This is a genomic window from Enterobacter quasihormaechei (assembly GCF_004331385.1).
Lineage (GTDB): Bacteria > Pseudomonadota > Gammaproteobacteria > Enterobacterales > Enterobacteriaceae > Enterobacter > Enterobacter quasihormaechei.
In genome coordinates, this window is record NZ_SJON01000014.1 from 1 (window position 1) to 15,962 (window position 15,962).

Genomic DNA, 15,962 nt, shown 5'->3' on the forward strand with positions numbered 1-15,962 from the left:
CTAGCGCCACCGGGCTTTTTTTTACGCTGCGGCTGCGGCTTTCTTCGCCAGACCGTCCAGCAGCTTCTGATGGATCCCACCAAACCCGCCGTTGCTCATCACCAGAATGTGGTCGCCAGGCTGTGCGGCTTTCACCACCATATCCGCTAAGACATCCACGTCCGCACTCCAGTGCGCCGGCTGAATGCAGGCATCGGCCACTTCGGCCACCTGCCACGGAATATGCTGCGGTTGCAGCAGGAAGACCTCATCGGCACGCCCTAAGGACGGCGCGAGATCGTCTTTGCAGATCCCCATTTTCATGGTGTTTGAACGCGGTTCCAGTACGGCCAGAATGCGCGCGGTGCCGCCGACTTTGCCACGCAATGCGGCAAGCGTCGCCAGAATGGCGGTTGGGTGGTGCGCGAAATCGTCGTACACCGTCACGCCGTGGGCTTCACCACGCAGTTCCAGACGACGACGGGCGTTGATAAACGTGCCCAGCGCACTGGCGGCATCCGCAGGCAGAACCCCCACATGACGCGCCGCCGCTATCGCCATCAGGCCGTTGTGCATGTTGTGTTCGCCCACCAGGCCCCACTTCACTTCACCGACTTTCTCACCGTCGAGCAGCACTTCCCACTCGGAGGCATCGGCGTTCAGTTTTTTCGCCTGCCAGTGGCCCTGCTCGCCCACCAGCTCCTGCTCGCTCCAGCAGCCCATCGCCAGGGTCTGCTTCAGGTTGATGTCGTTCTCCGGCAGGATGATACGGCCCTGGCCCGGCACGATGCGCACCAGGTGGTGGAACTGTTTCTGGATCGCCTTCAGGTCGTCAAAGATATCCGCGTGATCGAACTCAAGGTTGTTGAGGATCAGCGTGCGCGGGCAGTAGTGCACGAATTTGGATCGCTTGTCGAAGAATGCGCAGTCGTATTCATCCGCTTCAATCACAAAGAACGGGCTGTCGCCCAGACGCGCGGAAACGTCGAAATTCCCCGGCACGCCGCCGATGACGAAGCCCGGCTTGTAACCGCAGGCTTCGAGGATCCAGGTCGCCATGCCGGCGGTGGTGGTTTTGCCGTGCGTCCCGGCAACGGCGACCACCCAGCGGTCGCGCAGGACAAAATCATGCAGCCACTGCGGGCCAGACATGTACGGGATATTGCGTTCCAGCACTGCTTCAACGCATGGATTCCCACGGGTCATGGCGTTGCCAACGATCACCAGATCCGGCTGCGGCTCCAGCTGGCTGGCGTCGTATCCCTGAATCAGAGAAATTCCCTGCTTCTCCAGCAGCGTGCTCATCGGCGGATACACATTGGCGTCCGAACCTGTCACTTCATGGCCCAGCGAGCGCGCCAGCATTGCCAGTCCGCCCATGAAAGTGCCACAAATCCCCAATATATGAATGCGCATACGTCACTATCCTTCTTCAATGTGGCGCACATTTTACCCACATGTCAGCGGCTGTGAAACGCATTTCAGGTAAATCCGTATTTTGCTGGCGCGATTCACCTCTGCGCTAATATTTGAATGTTTGTTAAGATTGTTGGACATCAACCGCTTTACTCAACATAAGATGCAGGGAAAGTGTTATGAAAACGTTAGGTGAATTTATTGTCGAAAAGCAGCACGAGTTCTCTCATGCTACGGGTGAGCTCACTGCTTTGCTGTCGGCAATAAAGCTGGGCGCTAAGATCATCCACCGCGATATCAACAAGGCCGGTCTGGTCGATATCCTGGGTGCCAGCGGTGCCGAGAACGTTCAGGGTGAGGTTCAGCAAAAACTCGACCTGTTCGCCAATGAAAAACTGAAAGCAGCACTGCGCGCGCGCGACATCGTTGCGGGTATCGCCTCTGAAGAAGAAGATGAGATCGTCGTCTTCGAAGGGTGCGAACACGCGAAATACGTTGTTCTGATGGATCCGCTCGACGGCTCCTCCAACATCGACGTTAACGTTTCTGTTGGTACCATTTTCTCCATCTACCGTCGCGTTACGCCGGTTGGCACACCGGTGACGGAAGAAGACTTCCTGCAACCGGGCAGCAATCAGGTTGCCGCCGGCTACGTGGTGTATGGCTCGTCCACCATGCTGGTGTACACCACCGGCTGCGGCGTGCACGCCTTTACCTACGATCCGTCACTGGGCGTGTTCTGCCTGTGCCAGGAGCGTATGCGCTTCCCGGAGAAGGGCAATACCTACTCCATCAACGAAGGCAACTACATCAAATTCCCGAACGGCGTGAAGAAGTACATCAAGTTCTGCCAGGAAGAGGATAAAGCCACGCAGCGCCCGTACACCTCGCGCTATATCGGCTCGCTGGTGGCGGATTTCCACCGCAACCTGCTGAAGGGCGGGATTTACCTTTATCCAAGCACGGCAAGCCATCCTGACGGGAAGCTGCGTCTGCTGTACGAGTGCAACCCGATGGCGTTCCTGGCCGAGCAGGCGGGCGGCAAGGCGAGCGACGGTAAAGAGCGTATTCTGGATATCGTGCCGGAAAGCCTGCACCAGCGCCGTTCGTTCTTCGTCGGCAATAACCATATGGTGGAAGACGTTGAACGCATGATCCGCGAATTCCCGGACGCGTAAGGCGTAAAAAGGGGAGCCTGACAGGCTCCCCTTTTTTTATCATGCCGTTTGCGCCGTCAGCCTGAAGGAGGCCATCGCCTCCATCAGCTCGCGCGACTGCGCCTCCAGGGAACGTGTTGCCGCAGAGGATTGTTGAACCAGCGCCGCGTTTTGTTGCGCCGTTTCATCCATCTGATTAACGGCGATATTCACCTGCTCAATGCCGCGGCTCTGCTCCTGGGAGGCCGTCGCAATTTCTCGCATCAGTTTGGTCATACGCAGCACTTCGGTGGCGATCTCGTCCATCGTCTCACCGGCCTGTTGCGCCAGCTCGCTGCCCTCGTTCACGTGGGTTTGCGAATCGCTGATAAGCGAGCGGATCTCTTTCGCGGCATCGGCACTGCGGCTGGCGAGATTGCGCACCTCACCCGCCACGACCGCAAAACCCCGTCCCTGCTCGCCCGCACGCGCCGCTTCTACGGACGCGTTCAGCGCCAGAATATTGGTCTGGAAGGCGATCCCGTCGATAACGCTCAGGATATCGGCGATGCGCGCCGCGCTGCCGGAGATATCGCGCATCTTCTCGATGACGTAGCACACCATTTCGCTGCCGCGATCGGCGGTGTCGGAGACCGACTGCGCCAGCTGGTGCGCCTGCCCGGCGTTTTCGGCGTTACGTTTCACCGTGGCGGTGATCTCTTCCATACTGGCGGCCGTCTGCTCCAGCGACGTGGCGGTAGATTCCGTGCGCTGGGCAAGGTTCAGGTTCCCGGCCGTCAGCTCGCGGCTGCCGGTATCAATCTGCGAGCTGGCGTCGCGCACGCGCAGGACGGAGCCCATCAGCGACTGACGCATCTCTTCGATGGCCGCGTTGAGGCGATTAAATTCCTGGCTCGCAGGCGCGTTCAGGGCGTAGGTTAAATCCCCTGCCGCCACGTGTTCCAGCTGGGCAATTGAGGCTGAAAGCGGCTTGAGCAGCATATGGCGCAGCACCAGCCAGGCCAGCACGATAATGCCTGCCGTCAGCAGCGCCGCGACGATAATCAGGATCAGCACGCGGGTTTTACTCGCCTGCACGGCGCTCACTTCCGCTTTGCCGCGCGCCTCGCTCCACGCCTGGAACGCCTGCATATCGTTATCAAACTGCTTCGCCACCGGCACCAGCTTGCTTTCCAGCAGATCGTAATAGCCGTCCGCGCTTTGCTCGTTCAGGGCGTTCAGCATCGGGGTGATGCCCTGCTGGTTGTACATCGCCAGGCTCGCGGCGACCTTATCCAGCAGCTTTTGTCCCTGTTCATCCGCCACGCCACCGCCGATCACGCCCTTCAGCGTTTTCTGTGCCAGCGTCACTTCCTGGTTAATGGTTTTGACCGCCTTGGCCGCATCGTCCAGCAGCCCGACCTCCATCATGCGGACGGCCTGACCCGCTTCGTTACGCGCGCGCAGGATCAGCGTATAGCCGGCATTCAGCTGCACCATCTGTTCACCCTGAAGGTGATTGATGCGCTGGAGAGAAGCGGAGCTTTGTGTAAGGGCATAAATGCCGATGCCGCTGACAATCAGCAGCAGAAGGGTCATAACGGCCAGTAAAGAGAGCAAGCCGGTACGAATCGATAGCGTTTTAAGCATGATGTTATTTCCGGTAGCGAGATATTTCTGGGCATAAAAAAAGAGTATCGGCCGCTACCGGAAAATGTTTAGACTTTAAGCAATTTCAGCACGTTATCGCCCTGTTACAGAGGTATTGACACGGGTAACAGGCGAGCTTTGGCGGTTCTCCCACAGCACCGTCAGGCCGCGCTGGAGCGCGATAAAAATAAACAGCAGAATGCCGATGGCGATTTTAGTCCACCAGGAGCTAAGCGTGCCGTCGAAGTTGATGTAGGTCTGAATCAGCCCCTGGATCGCCACGCCAAATAGCGTGCCGAGCACCGTCCCCACGCCGCCGCTGAGCAGCGTGCCGCCGATGACCACCGAGGCAATGGCGTCCAGCTCAACCCCCACCCCCGCCAGCGCATAACCTGCCTGGGTGTACACCGAAAACACAATCCCCGCGAGCGTGGCAAGGCCGGTCGAAAGCATGTAGATGCGGATAGTGGTGCTGCGCGTGGAAATCCCCATCAGGTTCGCGGACGTGGCGCTGCCGCCAATGGCATACACCTGATTACCAAACCGGGTACGGTGGGCGAGGAAGATCCCGATCACCACCACGCCCAGCATCAGCAGCCCCATCGCGCTCAGGCGCCCTCCGCCGGGAATTTTCCACGCCAGGCTGGAGAGCGTGTCGTAGATCGGATGGTTAATCGGAATCGACTCCTCCGACACCAGATAGCTCACGCCGCGCAGGAAGAACATCCCGGCAAGGGTGATGATAAACGCCGGGATTTTCAGCGCGTCGATTAAAAGCCCCATAAAGGCGCCGAACGCGCAGCCCATGGCCAGCACCAGCGGGAACGCCAGCAGCGGCGAAATGCCCCAGTAGCCAATGGCCTTGGCAAGGAACACGCCGGTAAAGGCGATCACCGACCCAACGGAGAGGTCGATCCCGCCGGAGAGGACCACAAAGGTCATGCCGACGGCAATAATCCCGAGAAACGCGTTATCGGTCAGAATGTTGCAAATCACCCGCGTGGAGGCGAACCCCGGGAACTGGGTCAGGCAGTAGAGGTAGCCCAGCACGAACACGCCCAGCGTGATCGTTAACGGCAAATTACGTTTTATCATGACCGCGGATCCCCTTAATGAGAGTGATAAAGCGCGGCGACTGCACGATAAGTACGATAAGCACCACGACCGCTTTGACGACCTGATTGAGCTCCGGCTGGAAGCCGGAGAGCAAAATACCGGTATTCATACCCTGAATAATCAGCGCCCCCACCACCGAGAGCAGCAGGTTAAACCGTCCGCCCATCAGCGATCCGCCGCCGATCACCACCGCGAGGATCGCGTCCAGCTCCAGCCAGAGCCCGGCGTTGTTGGCATCCGCCCCACGAATATCGGCGGCCACGATCACCCCGGCAATCGCGGCGCAGACGCCGCTCAGGACGTAGGTCAGCATCACCATCAGCCGGGTATTCACCCCAGCGTTTTTCGCGGCCCGAATGTTAATCCCCACCGCTTCGATGAACATCCCGAGCGCCGTTTTGCGGGTGAAAAGCCAAAAGATAACCAGCGTAACGAGGGCAACGATCACCGGCGTCGGGAAGTACAGGACGTTACCGCTGCCGATCCACGCCAGGCTCGGGGAGCTAAAGGTGACGATTTGACCGGAGGTAATAAGCTGCGCCACGCCGCGCCCGGCCACCATCAAAATCAACGTCGCGACAAACGGCTGGATCTTGAGCACCGCGACCAGAATGCCGTTCCACAGCCCGGCTAATACGCCTGACCCCAGCGCGGCGAGCAGAACCACCGGCAGGCTGTGCCCGGCAACGGTCATCGAGGCAGCGGTGGCGCCCGCAATCGCCATTACCGCACCGACGGAGAGGTCGATCCCGCCGGTGGCAATCACCAGCGTCATGCCAATCGCCAGCAGCGCTACGGGCGCGGCACGGTTTAAGATGTCGATCGGGCTTCCAAACAGGCGGCCATCCTGCACGACGATCTGGAAAAAATGCGGGGCTACCAGGCTATCCACCAGCAGCACCAGCAGCAGCGCCACGATTTGCGGCGTGCCGGTCGGCCAGCTGAAGCGGCGCTTCGCTTCGCCAGTTTGCGAAAGAGAACGGGACATCACATTTGACTCCTTACGCCGCGATGGCATTCATGATCGCCGGAACGGACAGCTTATCCAGCGGGATCTCAGCCACCTGCCTGCGATCGCGCATGATGATGACGCGATCGGCATAGCCAACCAGCTCCTCCAGCTCAGACGAGATCACCAGCAGCGCCAGACCGTCGGCACACAGCGTTTCGATAAGCCGGATGATTTCGGCGTGCGCGCCCACGTCGATGCCGCGCGTGGGCTCGTCGAGGATCAGGAACTGCGGTTTGGTCAGCAGCCAGCGAGAGAGCAGCACCTTCTGCTGGTTGCCGCCGGAGAGAAACTCAATGGGCTGTTCGGTGCTCGGGGTACGTATACCGAGCTGGCGGATAAAGCGCTCGGCAATGGCGTTTTGCTCTTTACGCGGGATCGGACGCAGCCAGCCGCGCTGGGCCTGTAGCGCCAGAATGATGTTTTCCCGCACCGAGGCGGCGGCAATAATTCCGTCCGTTTTCCTGTCTTCCGGGCAGAAACCCACCCCGAGGCACGACGCCTGATGCGGCGAGCGTAGCGTTTGCGGTTTACCTTTGATCAGCGCCGTTCCGCTGTCGGCGGGCCTGATCCCGAAGATCACTTCGGCGGTTTCGGTGCGTCCGGAGCCTAACAGACCCGCCAGACCCACAATTTCGCCGGGGCGCACCTCCAGGTTAAACGGCGCGATGGTCCCTTTTTTGCCGTAGTCCTGAAAGGCGGCGATCGGTTTTTCGCTCAGCAGCGTGCGGCCCGCGCGCTGGAGTACGTTGGTCTCCAGCTCGCGGCCCAGCATCATTTTGACCAGCTCAATCTGCGGCAGCTCGCGGGTTTCCCGGCAGCCGACAAAGCCGCCGTTGCGCAGCACCGTGATGCGATCGCTTACCTCGTAAACCTGATCGAGGAAGTGCGTAACAAAGATCAGGCTCACGCCCTGATCGCGCAGCTGGCGCATCAGGGTAAAGAGCATCTCCACTTCCTGGGTATCGAGGCTGGCGGTGGGTTCATCGAGGATCAGCACTTTCGCCGAGAGATCGATAGCGCGACAGATCGCGACGATCTGCTGCATCGCCACGGAAAAGCGGTTCAGCGGTTCGCGCACGTCGAGAGAGAAACCATAAGACTCCATCAGCTTCGTGGCGCGCGCTTCCATCTCTTTGCGGCGCAGCAGGCCAAAACGTCTGGGCTCGCGGCCTATAAACAGGTTGTCCGCAACCGACATGTTCGGCAGCAGGTTCACTTCCTGGTAGACCGTGCCGATCCCCAGCTGCTGTGCATGCGCGGTATTCTTTGGCGAAATCGCATTACCTTCCAGCCAGATAGCGCCGCGATCGGCGTGATATACCCCCGTCAGGGTTTTAATCAGCGTCGACTTCCCCGCGCCGTTTTCGCCGAGCAACGCCATGATCTCCCCACGCCGCAGGCTGAAATCAACGTTATCCAGCGCCTTAACGCCTGGGAAAAATTTACTCAGGCCCTCGGTGCGGAGGATTTCCTGGTGTTGTTCGGTGGTCATGATTTCCCCCTGCATTAAGCCGGATGACGCTACGCTTATCCGGCCTACAAATGAGCGTATCGTAGGGCGGGTAAGCGCAGCGCCACCCGGCAATGTCACTGATCAGTAGCCCATATTTTTCTTCTTCTCTAATTCTTCTTTCGCCGTGTCCGGCAGGTAGAGCGTGGATTTGGTGACCGTTACTTTTTCAGGCACCGTGCCGTCTTTCTTGAATTTCTCCAGCGCGTCGAATGCCGGGCCCGCCATGTTTGGCGTCAGCTCAACGCTGGCGTTCGCTTCGCCGTCAATCATCGCTTTGTAGATGTCCGGCACGCCGTCGATCGAGCCGGTAAGGATATCTTTGCCCGGCTTCAGGCCCGCTTCTTTGATGGCCTGAATGGCGCCGATCGCCATGTCGTCGTTGTGGGCGTAAACCATGCAGATATTTTTGCCGTTATTTTCTGCCTTAATGAAGCTTTCCATGACCTCTTTACCCTTGCTGCGGGTGAAGTCGCCGGACTGAGAACGGACGATCTTAATGTTTGGCGCGCTGGCGATGGCCTGCGCGAACCCTTTCTTGCGGTCGATCGCGACGCTCGCACCAACCGTTCCCTGCAACTCAACCACGTTACACGGCTTGCCATCCACCTGCTTCACCAGCCAGTCACCAATCAGTTTGCCTTCCAGCACGTTATCGGCGGTGACGGTGGTCATATAGAGAGATTTGTCTTTTACGTCGATGGAACGGTCGAGCAGGAAGACAGGAATTTCAGCATCTTTGGCTTCCTTCAGCACCGGCTCCCAGCCCGTCGCGACAACCGGGGCGATAAAGATGGCATCCACGCCCTGGGCGATAAATGAACGCACCGCTTTGATCTGGTTCTCTTGCTTTTGCTGACCATCAGCGATTTTCAGCGTAATACCGCGCTTTTCAGCCTCACTTTTCGCCACGTTCGTTTCAGCGGCGCGCCAGCCGGATTCAGATCCGACCTGCGAAAATCCAACGGTTAACGGTGCGGCCATCGCCATAGACGACATGGCTGCCGAAACTGCTGTAACAAGAAGTAAGCGCTTCCACATATGAACGTCCTCGTAGGGTAGGTTATTGTTGGTTAAAAGATGTTCTGCGGATGAACTATAGCCAATGGAATATGTTACGGATTGCGTCACGTCACACTTCAGAAAAGTGAATAAAACGTTAATCACAAGTTTGTAATCGCTTTCATTTCCACATTTAAAATGCGGCTGAGTTTATGGATTATCCTGTCATGGAAACGGTCTGAAAAGTGAAGGCGCGGGGGAGATAAGACGAAAACAGGCGAAGACTTTCAGCGCCAGTTGGCTATAATACTTGCCACTTGTTTACCATCCATTTTGAAGGACACCGACATGAGCTTACTCAACGTCCCTGCGGGTAAAGAACTGCCAGAAGATATCTACGTGGTTATCGAAATCCCGGCCAACGCAGATCCAATCAAATACGAAATCGACAAAGACACCGGCGCGCTGTTCGTTGACCGTTTCATGTCTACCGCCATGTTCTATCCGTGCAACTACGGCTACATCAACCACACCCTGTCTCTGGACGGTGACCCGGTTGACGTACTGGTCCCAACGCCATACCCATTGCAGCCAGGCTCCGTCATTCGCTGCCGTCCTGTTGGCGTGCTGAAAATGACCGACGAAGCGGGTGAAGATGCGAAACTGGTTGCCGTACCGCACACCAAGCTGAGCAAAGAATACGATCACATTAAAGATGTGAACGACCTGCCAGAGCTGCTGAAAGCGCAGATCGCCCACTTCTTCGAGCACTACAAAGATCTCGAAAAAGGCAAATGGGTTAAAGTTGAAGGCTGGGATAACGCAGAAGCGGCGAAAGCAGAAATCATCGCCTCTTTCGAACGTGCAGCTAAGAAGTAATTCTTACTGCTGATACTAAGCCCCGCGCGTCGGGGCTTTTTTGTGCCTTTCGATCCCGGCAACCCGTGCGATTGGGAAGTATCGCCCGGCGGCGCTACGCTTGCACGGGCCTACACTGTACAGTGCAAGTCATTGATATTATAGCCACAAAAAACAACGCCACCTTACGGTGGCGTTGTCGTTTTTCATAACTGGTCTCTGTCTAACCAGTTACCGCTTTCAATCAGCGTTAACCCGTCGACCGAACGTTGGTACACGTACATCCATGCACTGCCGTAAGGCGTCTGGATCAACTGGCGAGCGTATTCACCGCCCCTGGTGCGCAAGGCATCAAGTTCGGCCAGCGTAGCATTATCAATACGATAAACCTCACCCTGTACCGTTCCGTTCCCCGGAACCGCGCCTGGATAGTGGCCCAGACTGTACAGCTGATAGTTTTCGATTGTGTAATTTCCCAGCAACTGGGCGTTGGTCATCCAGTGGCTGTTGCCTTGCTTGGTTCGTAAACTGCCGTAAACAAATATTCGCATTGCTAAAACTCAAACTGATAGAGCAGATCAAGTGCCTGGTCTACGCCGGACACTGCTTCCAGATATAGCTTAGGCATCAGGCGGTAACGTAACGTGAGTGTAGCCAGTGAGTCAAAGATCCCCACGCCATATTTTACCTGTAGACCCGGCAGTACATAGCCGCTGACCACTACCTGCGAAGAGTCACCCACGCCCTGAGTGTCCAGCGCCAGATTGCTTACGCCAAACGTCTCGCCGATTTTACCCACAACCTGACCACTTTGTGCAACCCCCAGACCGACTAACATTGACGTCATTGCCGCACCATCGCCCTGCTGGCTATCCAGACCCTGTCCGCGCAGCAGGTAAGAGAGCGCTTCCTGTTGCGACATGGCCGGGTCAGAGAAGATCTCTGCCTTAGGTTCGTCGGCAGAGCCCGTCACGCGCACGCCCGCAATCACTTCATCTTCGGTGGCTTCCGGGTTACGGATCGCTTCGATATTCAGGACCGGCTGATCCGGTGGACCGGAGAACAGCAGCTCACCTTTACGCACAATCAAATCCTGACCGTAGGCATGGAAGCGCCCTTCAGGAATATTGATTTGTCCATTCAGGCCCAGCCCCTGCTGATCCTGCGCCACTTTCAGGTCACCCGTGAGTCTCGCCTTCAGCCCAAACGCGTCCAAACGCACGTTATTCCCCACGTGCACGATAAGATTACTATTGATCGGTATGCCAGCGCTCTTCTGTTCAACAGGTTTCAGATTTTCATTGAGCATAACTTCATCACTGGAGACGCCAACCGCGCTTTCCGGCACCTCGTGAACCACGATGCGCGCCCACGGGACGTCGACGCGGCCGTCCAGCGTGAAGAGGCTTGGCGTTGCCTCAAAGACCACATCTGGCGATACGTCCAGCCGCACCATCGGCGGTACCGTGATACGCACCCTGCTGCCTTTGGCCGCAATACGGGCGCGCCAGTTATCAAGCTGGCTCCAGTCTGCGTCACCGCTCAGGTTGATTTGTCCCTGCTGCGTCAGCACTGAACCACTGAGGGTTGAGCTTTGGCCGTTAAAGTTCATCGCAAGCTGGCTTGGCTGCATATCGAACGGCATAAAGTTACCGTCGATGTCCACGCCGCTTAACCGCATCTGGCCAAACAGCTGCGGGCTTTGCGCATCTCCCGCCAGGCGCAGGTTGGCGCTGAGCATACCCGCCGCTTTTTCACCCCGCGAGAAAATCGGATTCACCATCGCCAGGTTGAAGTTGCGAATATTGACGTTGCCGCCGAGGTTGCGCCGCCCTTGCGGATCGGTAATTTGTACCTGACCGTCAAGCTGACCGTTGTTGGTCAGACGGATAAGCCACCCCAGCTCCGCGCGGTTGTTACGCAGGTCGGCATTCAGATTCAGGGTGTCGAACGCCACCGGCAGCGGCGCGTCATTGACCTCCTGCGTGACCTTCACGTTACGCCCGGAGAGACTCACGCTGCCCTGCGGCAGGCCCTCTTTGGTGGTGTCCCACGCGACGTCCGCTTTACCGCTAAAGACCCCGCTCGCCTGGGTGGTTTCCGGCATAAACGGTTTCAGCATGGCCAGGTCAAAACGGTTGAGGTTGATCTGCGCGCGTCCTTCCGCGCCCGCATCAATGGTCTGCGGCACGCACAGTTCGGCGTTCGGGTTGGTCCAGCAGTGCGGCCCAATGCTGATTTTCTGCTCTGCGTTGCGGTAGTCCAGCGCGATGGATCGGGACAGCACCAGCGGGCCAACCGGCGTGCTGAAGCGGGTGTTGTCCAGCTGCCCTTTCCAGCGCGTCGCGTTGCGGTCAAAGCTGCCGGTCAGGTGCAGCTGCCCGGAGACAGGCTCGCCCTGCACGCGCAGCTGGAGATCGTGCTGCTTCTCGTTACCTTTCGCCGCCAGCGTCACCAGGCTGATGTTCACGTCCGGCTGAGAAATACGCTCCACGCGCAGGTCGAGGCTACCGCCGATCTGATCGGTGGATTTCACGTCCCCTTCGACGCGCACGCGGGCAATGGAGAGTTCCTGCCAGCGCAGGTTGTTAGCGGTAATGTCCGCCAGCAGCTGCGGCGCTTCCACCGTACCGCGAACCTTCACTAACCCTTTCGCCGTACCGCCAAGGCCCGGCAGGGCGTTATCAAGGTTTGGCGCGTCGATGGTGGCATCCAGATCGAGGTCTTTCACCCCCAGCTCGCCTTTGATATCCGCCGTGTTGCGGCCCAGCGCCACGTGCAGGCCCGGGATCACCCACTGGAGATAGCTGTTGCCCTTAACCGAGCCCTCTACGTTGACTTTGTTCTGCTTCACGTTGCCGGTCAGCTTGATTTCCGGCACGTCCATCTGCCAGGTGCCGCCGTAAAGGCTGCCGCGGGTTTTGATCAGGCCGTCGAGTTTTGACGGCCAGTCCGGTACCTCTTTGGCGGTGTTGATCCCGGTCAGCTTCAGCTCGCCGCGCCAGCTGATCGCCTGCTGCCAGTCGAGCAGCGCGGTCAGCTCGGTTTTTCCTTCCAGCGCTGCCACGGTCAGCTTGTCGAGGTTTACCTGCAACTCGTTACCCTTCGCATCCAGGGTGATATCGGCGGGCGGTACCCCCTGCCCCTTCACTGCCGTGCGGAACGACAGCGTGTAGTCGGTCATTTTGCCACTCAGCTTCAGCTTCAGATCGTCGGCCTGGAACTGCTTTTCGCCGGTGAATGGCCAGTAAAGCTGCTTGCTGACAATCTCAAGGTTGAGCGGTAAACCGGCCTCTGCCAGCTGGGTTTGCCCACGCAGCACCATATCCACCGGGCCGGACAGGTTCACGCCGAACTCAAGCTTCTCGCGCAGCGCACCGCCGACCTTCACCTTCACCTTTTCGCCCTTCAGCGGATCGATGTTCAGGGCGCTGTTCAGCGTAATATCTACCGGCCAGTTGTCGCGCAGCTGCGCGTTGCCTGAGGCGTTCACCGAGCCCTGACTGGAGTCGATATCCAGCGCGTCGAGCTTCATGTTGCCGTCGATGCTGCTGACTTTAAGCAGCATGTTGTAGACCGTCAGATCGGTGTCACCCGTCAGACGCAGCTGCTCGCCCTTAAACTCTTCGATATTGAGGTTCAGCGGCAGATGCACGTCGGTCATCTCCGGCAGCACCGGTTTCGAGAAGAGATCTTTCAGCGTTTCACCCAGCGGTTTTTCTTCCGGCTGCGGGTTCTGGATCTTCGGCTCGACGATCTCTTCCTGCGCCACGTCGGCCACCTTCGGCAGCGCAATCAGCAGCCCTTGCAGGGAGGTTGGGGTCAGGGTGAGGTTTTTCTCCTGCCAGCGCAGACCGGAGGTGAAATCCATCACCGATACCGTCGTATCGTCGATTTTGACGTTGACGTTATCCAGCGCAACCCGGTAGAGCGCAATCGGGTACGGCGTGGAGAGGTAAAGCGGGCCGCTATCCTCTTCCTCAACGGGTTCAGACTTCGGCATTTTTTTGGAATCTATCGCCACGTTTACGTCTTTTAACGACAGATCGTTTACGCACAGCCTGCTGTCCCGCAGGCAGCCCAGCTTCACCGCCAGATGAAACTCGCCCGCGTTCACCGCCACGCCGGGCTGTTCATAGCGGATATTTTTCAGGCGCAGATCGCGCCATCCGCCCGTCACCTGGCCGATTTCCAGCCCCGGCACCCAGCGGTTCGCGGCGTTAAACAGCAGATGCAGGCCCGTGGTGGTGCCCACCAGAAACGCCACCGTGCTAAGCAGCAATACGATAAAAATCAGCACTCCGAGGCTTATCTTCTTCCATAAACTCATAATTCAGGCCCCAGACCGATGTAAAACTGTAAACCGTGTTCTTCTTTGTCACCCACCGGAACGGCGAAATCGAGCTTGATCGGCCCGACCGGTGACTGCCAGCGCACGCCTACGCCCGCGCCGGTTTTGAAATCGCTACGGCGGATGTCGTTTACCGCTTCACCGCTGTCGACAAACATGGCGCCCCACCATTTGCCGCTGACGTTGTACTGGTACTCCAGCGAGCCGGTCGCCAGCTTAGAGGCCCCGGTCAGCTGGCCTTTTTCGTTTTCAGGTGAGATCGACTTGTACTTATACCCGCGAATACTGCGGTCGCCCCCGGCGAAGAAGCGCAGGTCCGGCGGAACGCGCTCGAAATCACCCGTCTCAATCCAGCCGAGATTGCCGCGCATCACAAAGCGGTGTTTGTCATACAGCGTGCGGATCCAGACGTTTTGCGCCTGAAAAACGGAGAAGTCCACGTCGGATCCCCAGGCGGTGTTGGAATAATCGATGGAGTAGCGCTGGGAATCGCCCCAGGTTGGCATCAGGCCGCCGCGCGAGCGTGTGCGGCTGATCATCACCCCCGGATAAAGCAGCATGGTGGTGTTGGTGACGTTGGCCTGGGTAAAGTGATCGAGGCTCCAGCGCAGGTTAATGGCGCGCTGCCAGCCGCTGGAGAGATCCCAGAAGCGGGAGACCGCAAGCGTCGTCGAATCCTGCTCGGTATCGTTCAAATCGGTACGCTTAAAGCCGCCCTGCACCAGGTAATATTGCTCAAGCGGGTTTTTCAGCAGCGGCATTTTGTAGCTGAAGTCCAGCTGCTGTTCAGGCGCAGAGAGGCTGACGCTGGTGGTCAGGCTGTGGCCGTAGGAGTTCATCCACGGTTTCCTCCACGACGCCTTCACGCGCGGGCCGACGTCCGTGGAGTAGCCGACACCGGTCTCAATGGTGTTCTCGGTGCGCGGAGAGACCACGCCATGCAGCGGTAATACCTTCGTTTTACGGGATTTTTCAAATTCAGGCGCCACCACCACGGAGTTAAACCAGCCGGTAGCGGACAAACGACGGTTCAGCTCGCCGAGGTCGCTGGACTGGTAGTAGTCGCCCTTTTTGAACGGCACCAGGTTTTGCAGATACTCGTCACGGATCTGCGATCCTTCGAAAGTTACATCGCCAAACCGATAGCGTTCGCCGCTGTCGTAGTCGATATCCCAGAATGCCTGACGTCGCTCAAGCGCAACGCCCAGCTGGCTTTTGTTGAACTTGCTGTCGAAATAGCCTTTACGCAGGGAAACGTTGGTCAACGACTTTTTAAAGCGATCGTAATCCCCGTGATTGAGCACGGTGCCCACTTTCGGGCGGTTGCTGAGCAGATCCAGGTAGTCCCGATCCGTGCGCGCACCGCCGCGCAGCACCACGTTCGTGCCGCCAATCAGAACGGGTTCGCCCGGCGAAACGCGGGCAATCAATACCTGACGCCCCTTCGCCGGCGGCGGGCGTAAGTCGAAATCGATGGTGGGTTCGTAGTACCCCAACGCCTTTAAGCCTTCGCGAATGGCGTCATCCACGCGCGCGCGAAAACGCCGATCCGGCGTCACTTCATCGCTCTGGATGGTGGAAAGCTGCGCACGCACGTTTTTTTCCAGCGCCCCGGATAACCCCTCAACCTGCAAACGGACATTCGCCGCGCTGGCAATCCCGCTTGTCAGCATTAAACTGACTAAACATAACTGGCGGATCTTTGTCACGTTTTCTCCTGAATATCCCTGTTTCCACCCTGGAAGCAAATGCAGTGCCGCTCCGCGGCAAAATACGGCCTGCTGGCCAAAAACCCAAATTACGGGTTGAAAAAGGGTGCAACACCCAAATATTTCTTATGATTAAATCTAGACTCATTCATCGCATTTATTGTGTTCAATTAAACGCTTCGTGACAACCTTAACCGAAACAACGCTACCCGGGAGGCCCCAC

General features: G+C 58.0%; 11 protein-coding genes. 2 read left to right on the plus strand and 9 right to left on the minus strand.

Annotated features, from left to right (window positions below):
- Nucleotides 1-21: 21 nt before the first annotated feature.
- Nucleotides 22-1,395, minus strand: a complete 1,374-nt coding sequence (gene mpl, locus E0L16_RS16470; RefSeq protein ID WP_102750474.1) for a UDP-N-acetylmuramate:L-alanyl-gamma-D-glutamyl-meso-diaminopimelate ligase — start codon at nucleotides 1,393-1,395, stop codon at nucleotides 22-24.
- Between the two features lie 179 nt (nucleotides 1,396-1,574).
- Here mpl and fbp point away from each other — a divergent pair, with 179 nt between their 5' ends.
- Entirely contained in the window at nucleotides 1,575-2,573 is a 999-nt protein-coding gene (fbp, locus tag E0L16_RS16475; protein ID WP_063450890.1) for a class 1 fructose-bisphosphatase, read from the plus strand.
- Nucleotides 2,574-2,612: 39 nt separating this feature from the next.
- Here fbp and E0L16_RS16480 read toward each other — a convergent pair whose 3' ends face one another.
- The 5 genes from E0L16_RS16480 to ytfQ all read right to left on the minus strand — a co-directional run bounded on the left by E0L16_RS16480 (nucleotide 2,613) and on the right by ytfQ (nucleotide 8,860).
- Complete coding sequence (locus E0L16_RS16480; RefSeq protein WP_131637427.1) at nucleotides 2,613-4,181, minus strand: methyl-accepting chemotaxis protein; 1,569 nt, start codon at nucleotides 4,179-4,181, stop codon at nucleotides 2,613-2,615.
- A gap of 93 nt (nucleotides 4,182-4,274) precedes the next feature.
- Entirely contained in the window at nucleotides 4,275-5,276 is a 1,002-nt protein-coding gene (yjfF, locus tag E0L16_RS16485; protein ID WP_131637429.1) for a galactofuranose ABC transporter, permease protein YjfF, read from the minus strand.
- Nucleotides 5,263-6,288 carry a galactofuranose ABC transporter, ATP-binding protein YtfT gene (ytfT, locus tag E0L16_RS16490; RefSeq protein WP_165498418.1) on the minus strand — a complete coding sequence of 342 codons (1,026 nt, stop codon included), beginning with the start codon at nucleotides 6,286-6,288 and terminating at the stop codon, nucleotides 5,263-5,265. The genes yjfF and ytfT overlap by 14 nt, the downstream gene beginning before the upstream one ends.
- Nucleotides 6,289-6,298: 10 nt before the next feature.
- On the minus strand, nucleotides 6,299-7,801 hold the full coding sequence (ytfR, locus tag E0L16_RS16495) for a galactofuranose ABC transporter, ATP-binding protein YtfR (RefSeq protein WP_131637431.1): 1,503 nt from the start codon (nucleotides 7,799-7,801) through the stop codon (nucleotides 6,299-6,301).
- 102 nt (nucleotides 7,802-7,903) lie between these two features.
- Entirely contained in the window at nucleotides 7,904-8,860 is a 957-nt protein-coding gene (ytfQ, locus tag E0L16_RS16500; RefSeq protein ID WP_112792401.1) for a galactofuranose ABC transporter substrate-binding protein YtfQ, read from the minus strand.
- A gap of 309 nt (nucleotides 8,861-9,169) precedes the next feature.
- Between ytfQ and ppa the strand changes: the two genes are divergently transcribed.
- Entirely contained in the window at nucleotides 9,170-9,700 is a 531-nt protein-coding gene (gene ppa / locus E0L16_RS16505) for an inorganic diphosphatase (protein WP_006810347.1), read from the plus strand.
- A 185-nt stretch (nucleotides 9,701-9,885) separates the two neighbouring features.
- Here the strand turns inward: ppa and E0L16_RS16510 are convergent, their stop codons facing one another.
- The 3 genes from E0L16_RS16510 to tamA are packed head-to-tail and all read right to left on the minus strand — an operon-like array spanning nucleotide 9,886 to nucleotide 15,739.
- Entirely contained in the window at nucleotides 9,886-10,230 is a 345-nt protein-coding gene (locus E0L16_RS16510; protein ID WP_063867186.1) for a gamma-glutamylcyclotransferase family protein, read from the minus strand.
- A 2-nt stretch (nucleotides 10,231-10,232) separates the two neighbouring features.
- Complete coding sequence (tamB, locus tag E0L16_RS16515) at nucleotides 10,233-14,009, minus strand: autotransporter assembly complex protein TamB (RefSeq protein ID WP_131637433.1); 3,777 nt, start codon at nucleotides 14,007-14,009, stop codon at nucleotides 10,233-10,235.
- Nucleotides 14,006-15,739, minus strand: coding sequence for an autotransporter assembly complex protein TamA (gene tamA / locus E0L16_RS16520; RefSeq protein WP_064910242.1), 1,734 nt, complete (start codon nucleotides 15,737-15,739; stop codon nucleotides 14,006-14,008). The genes tamB and tamA overlap by 4 nt, the downstream gene beginning before the upstream one ends.
- Nucleotides 15,740-15,962: the final 223 nt, after the last annotated feature.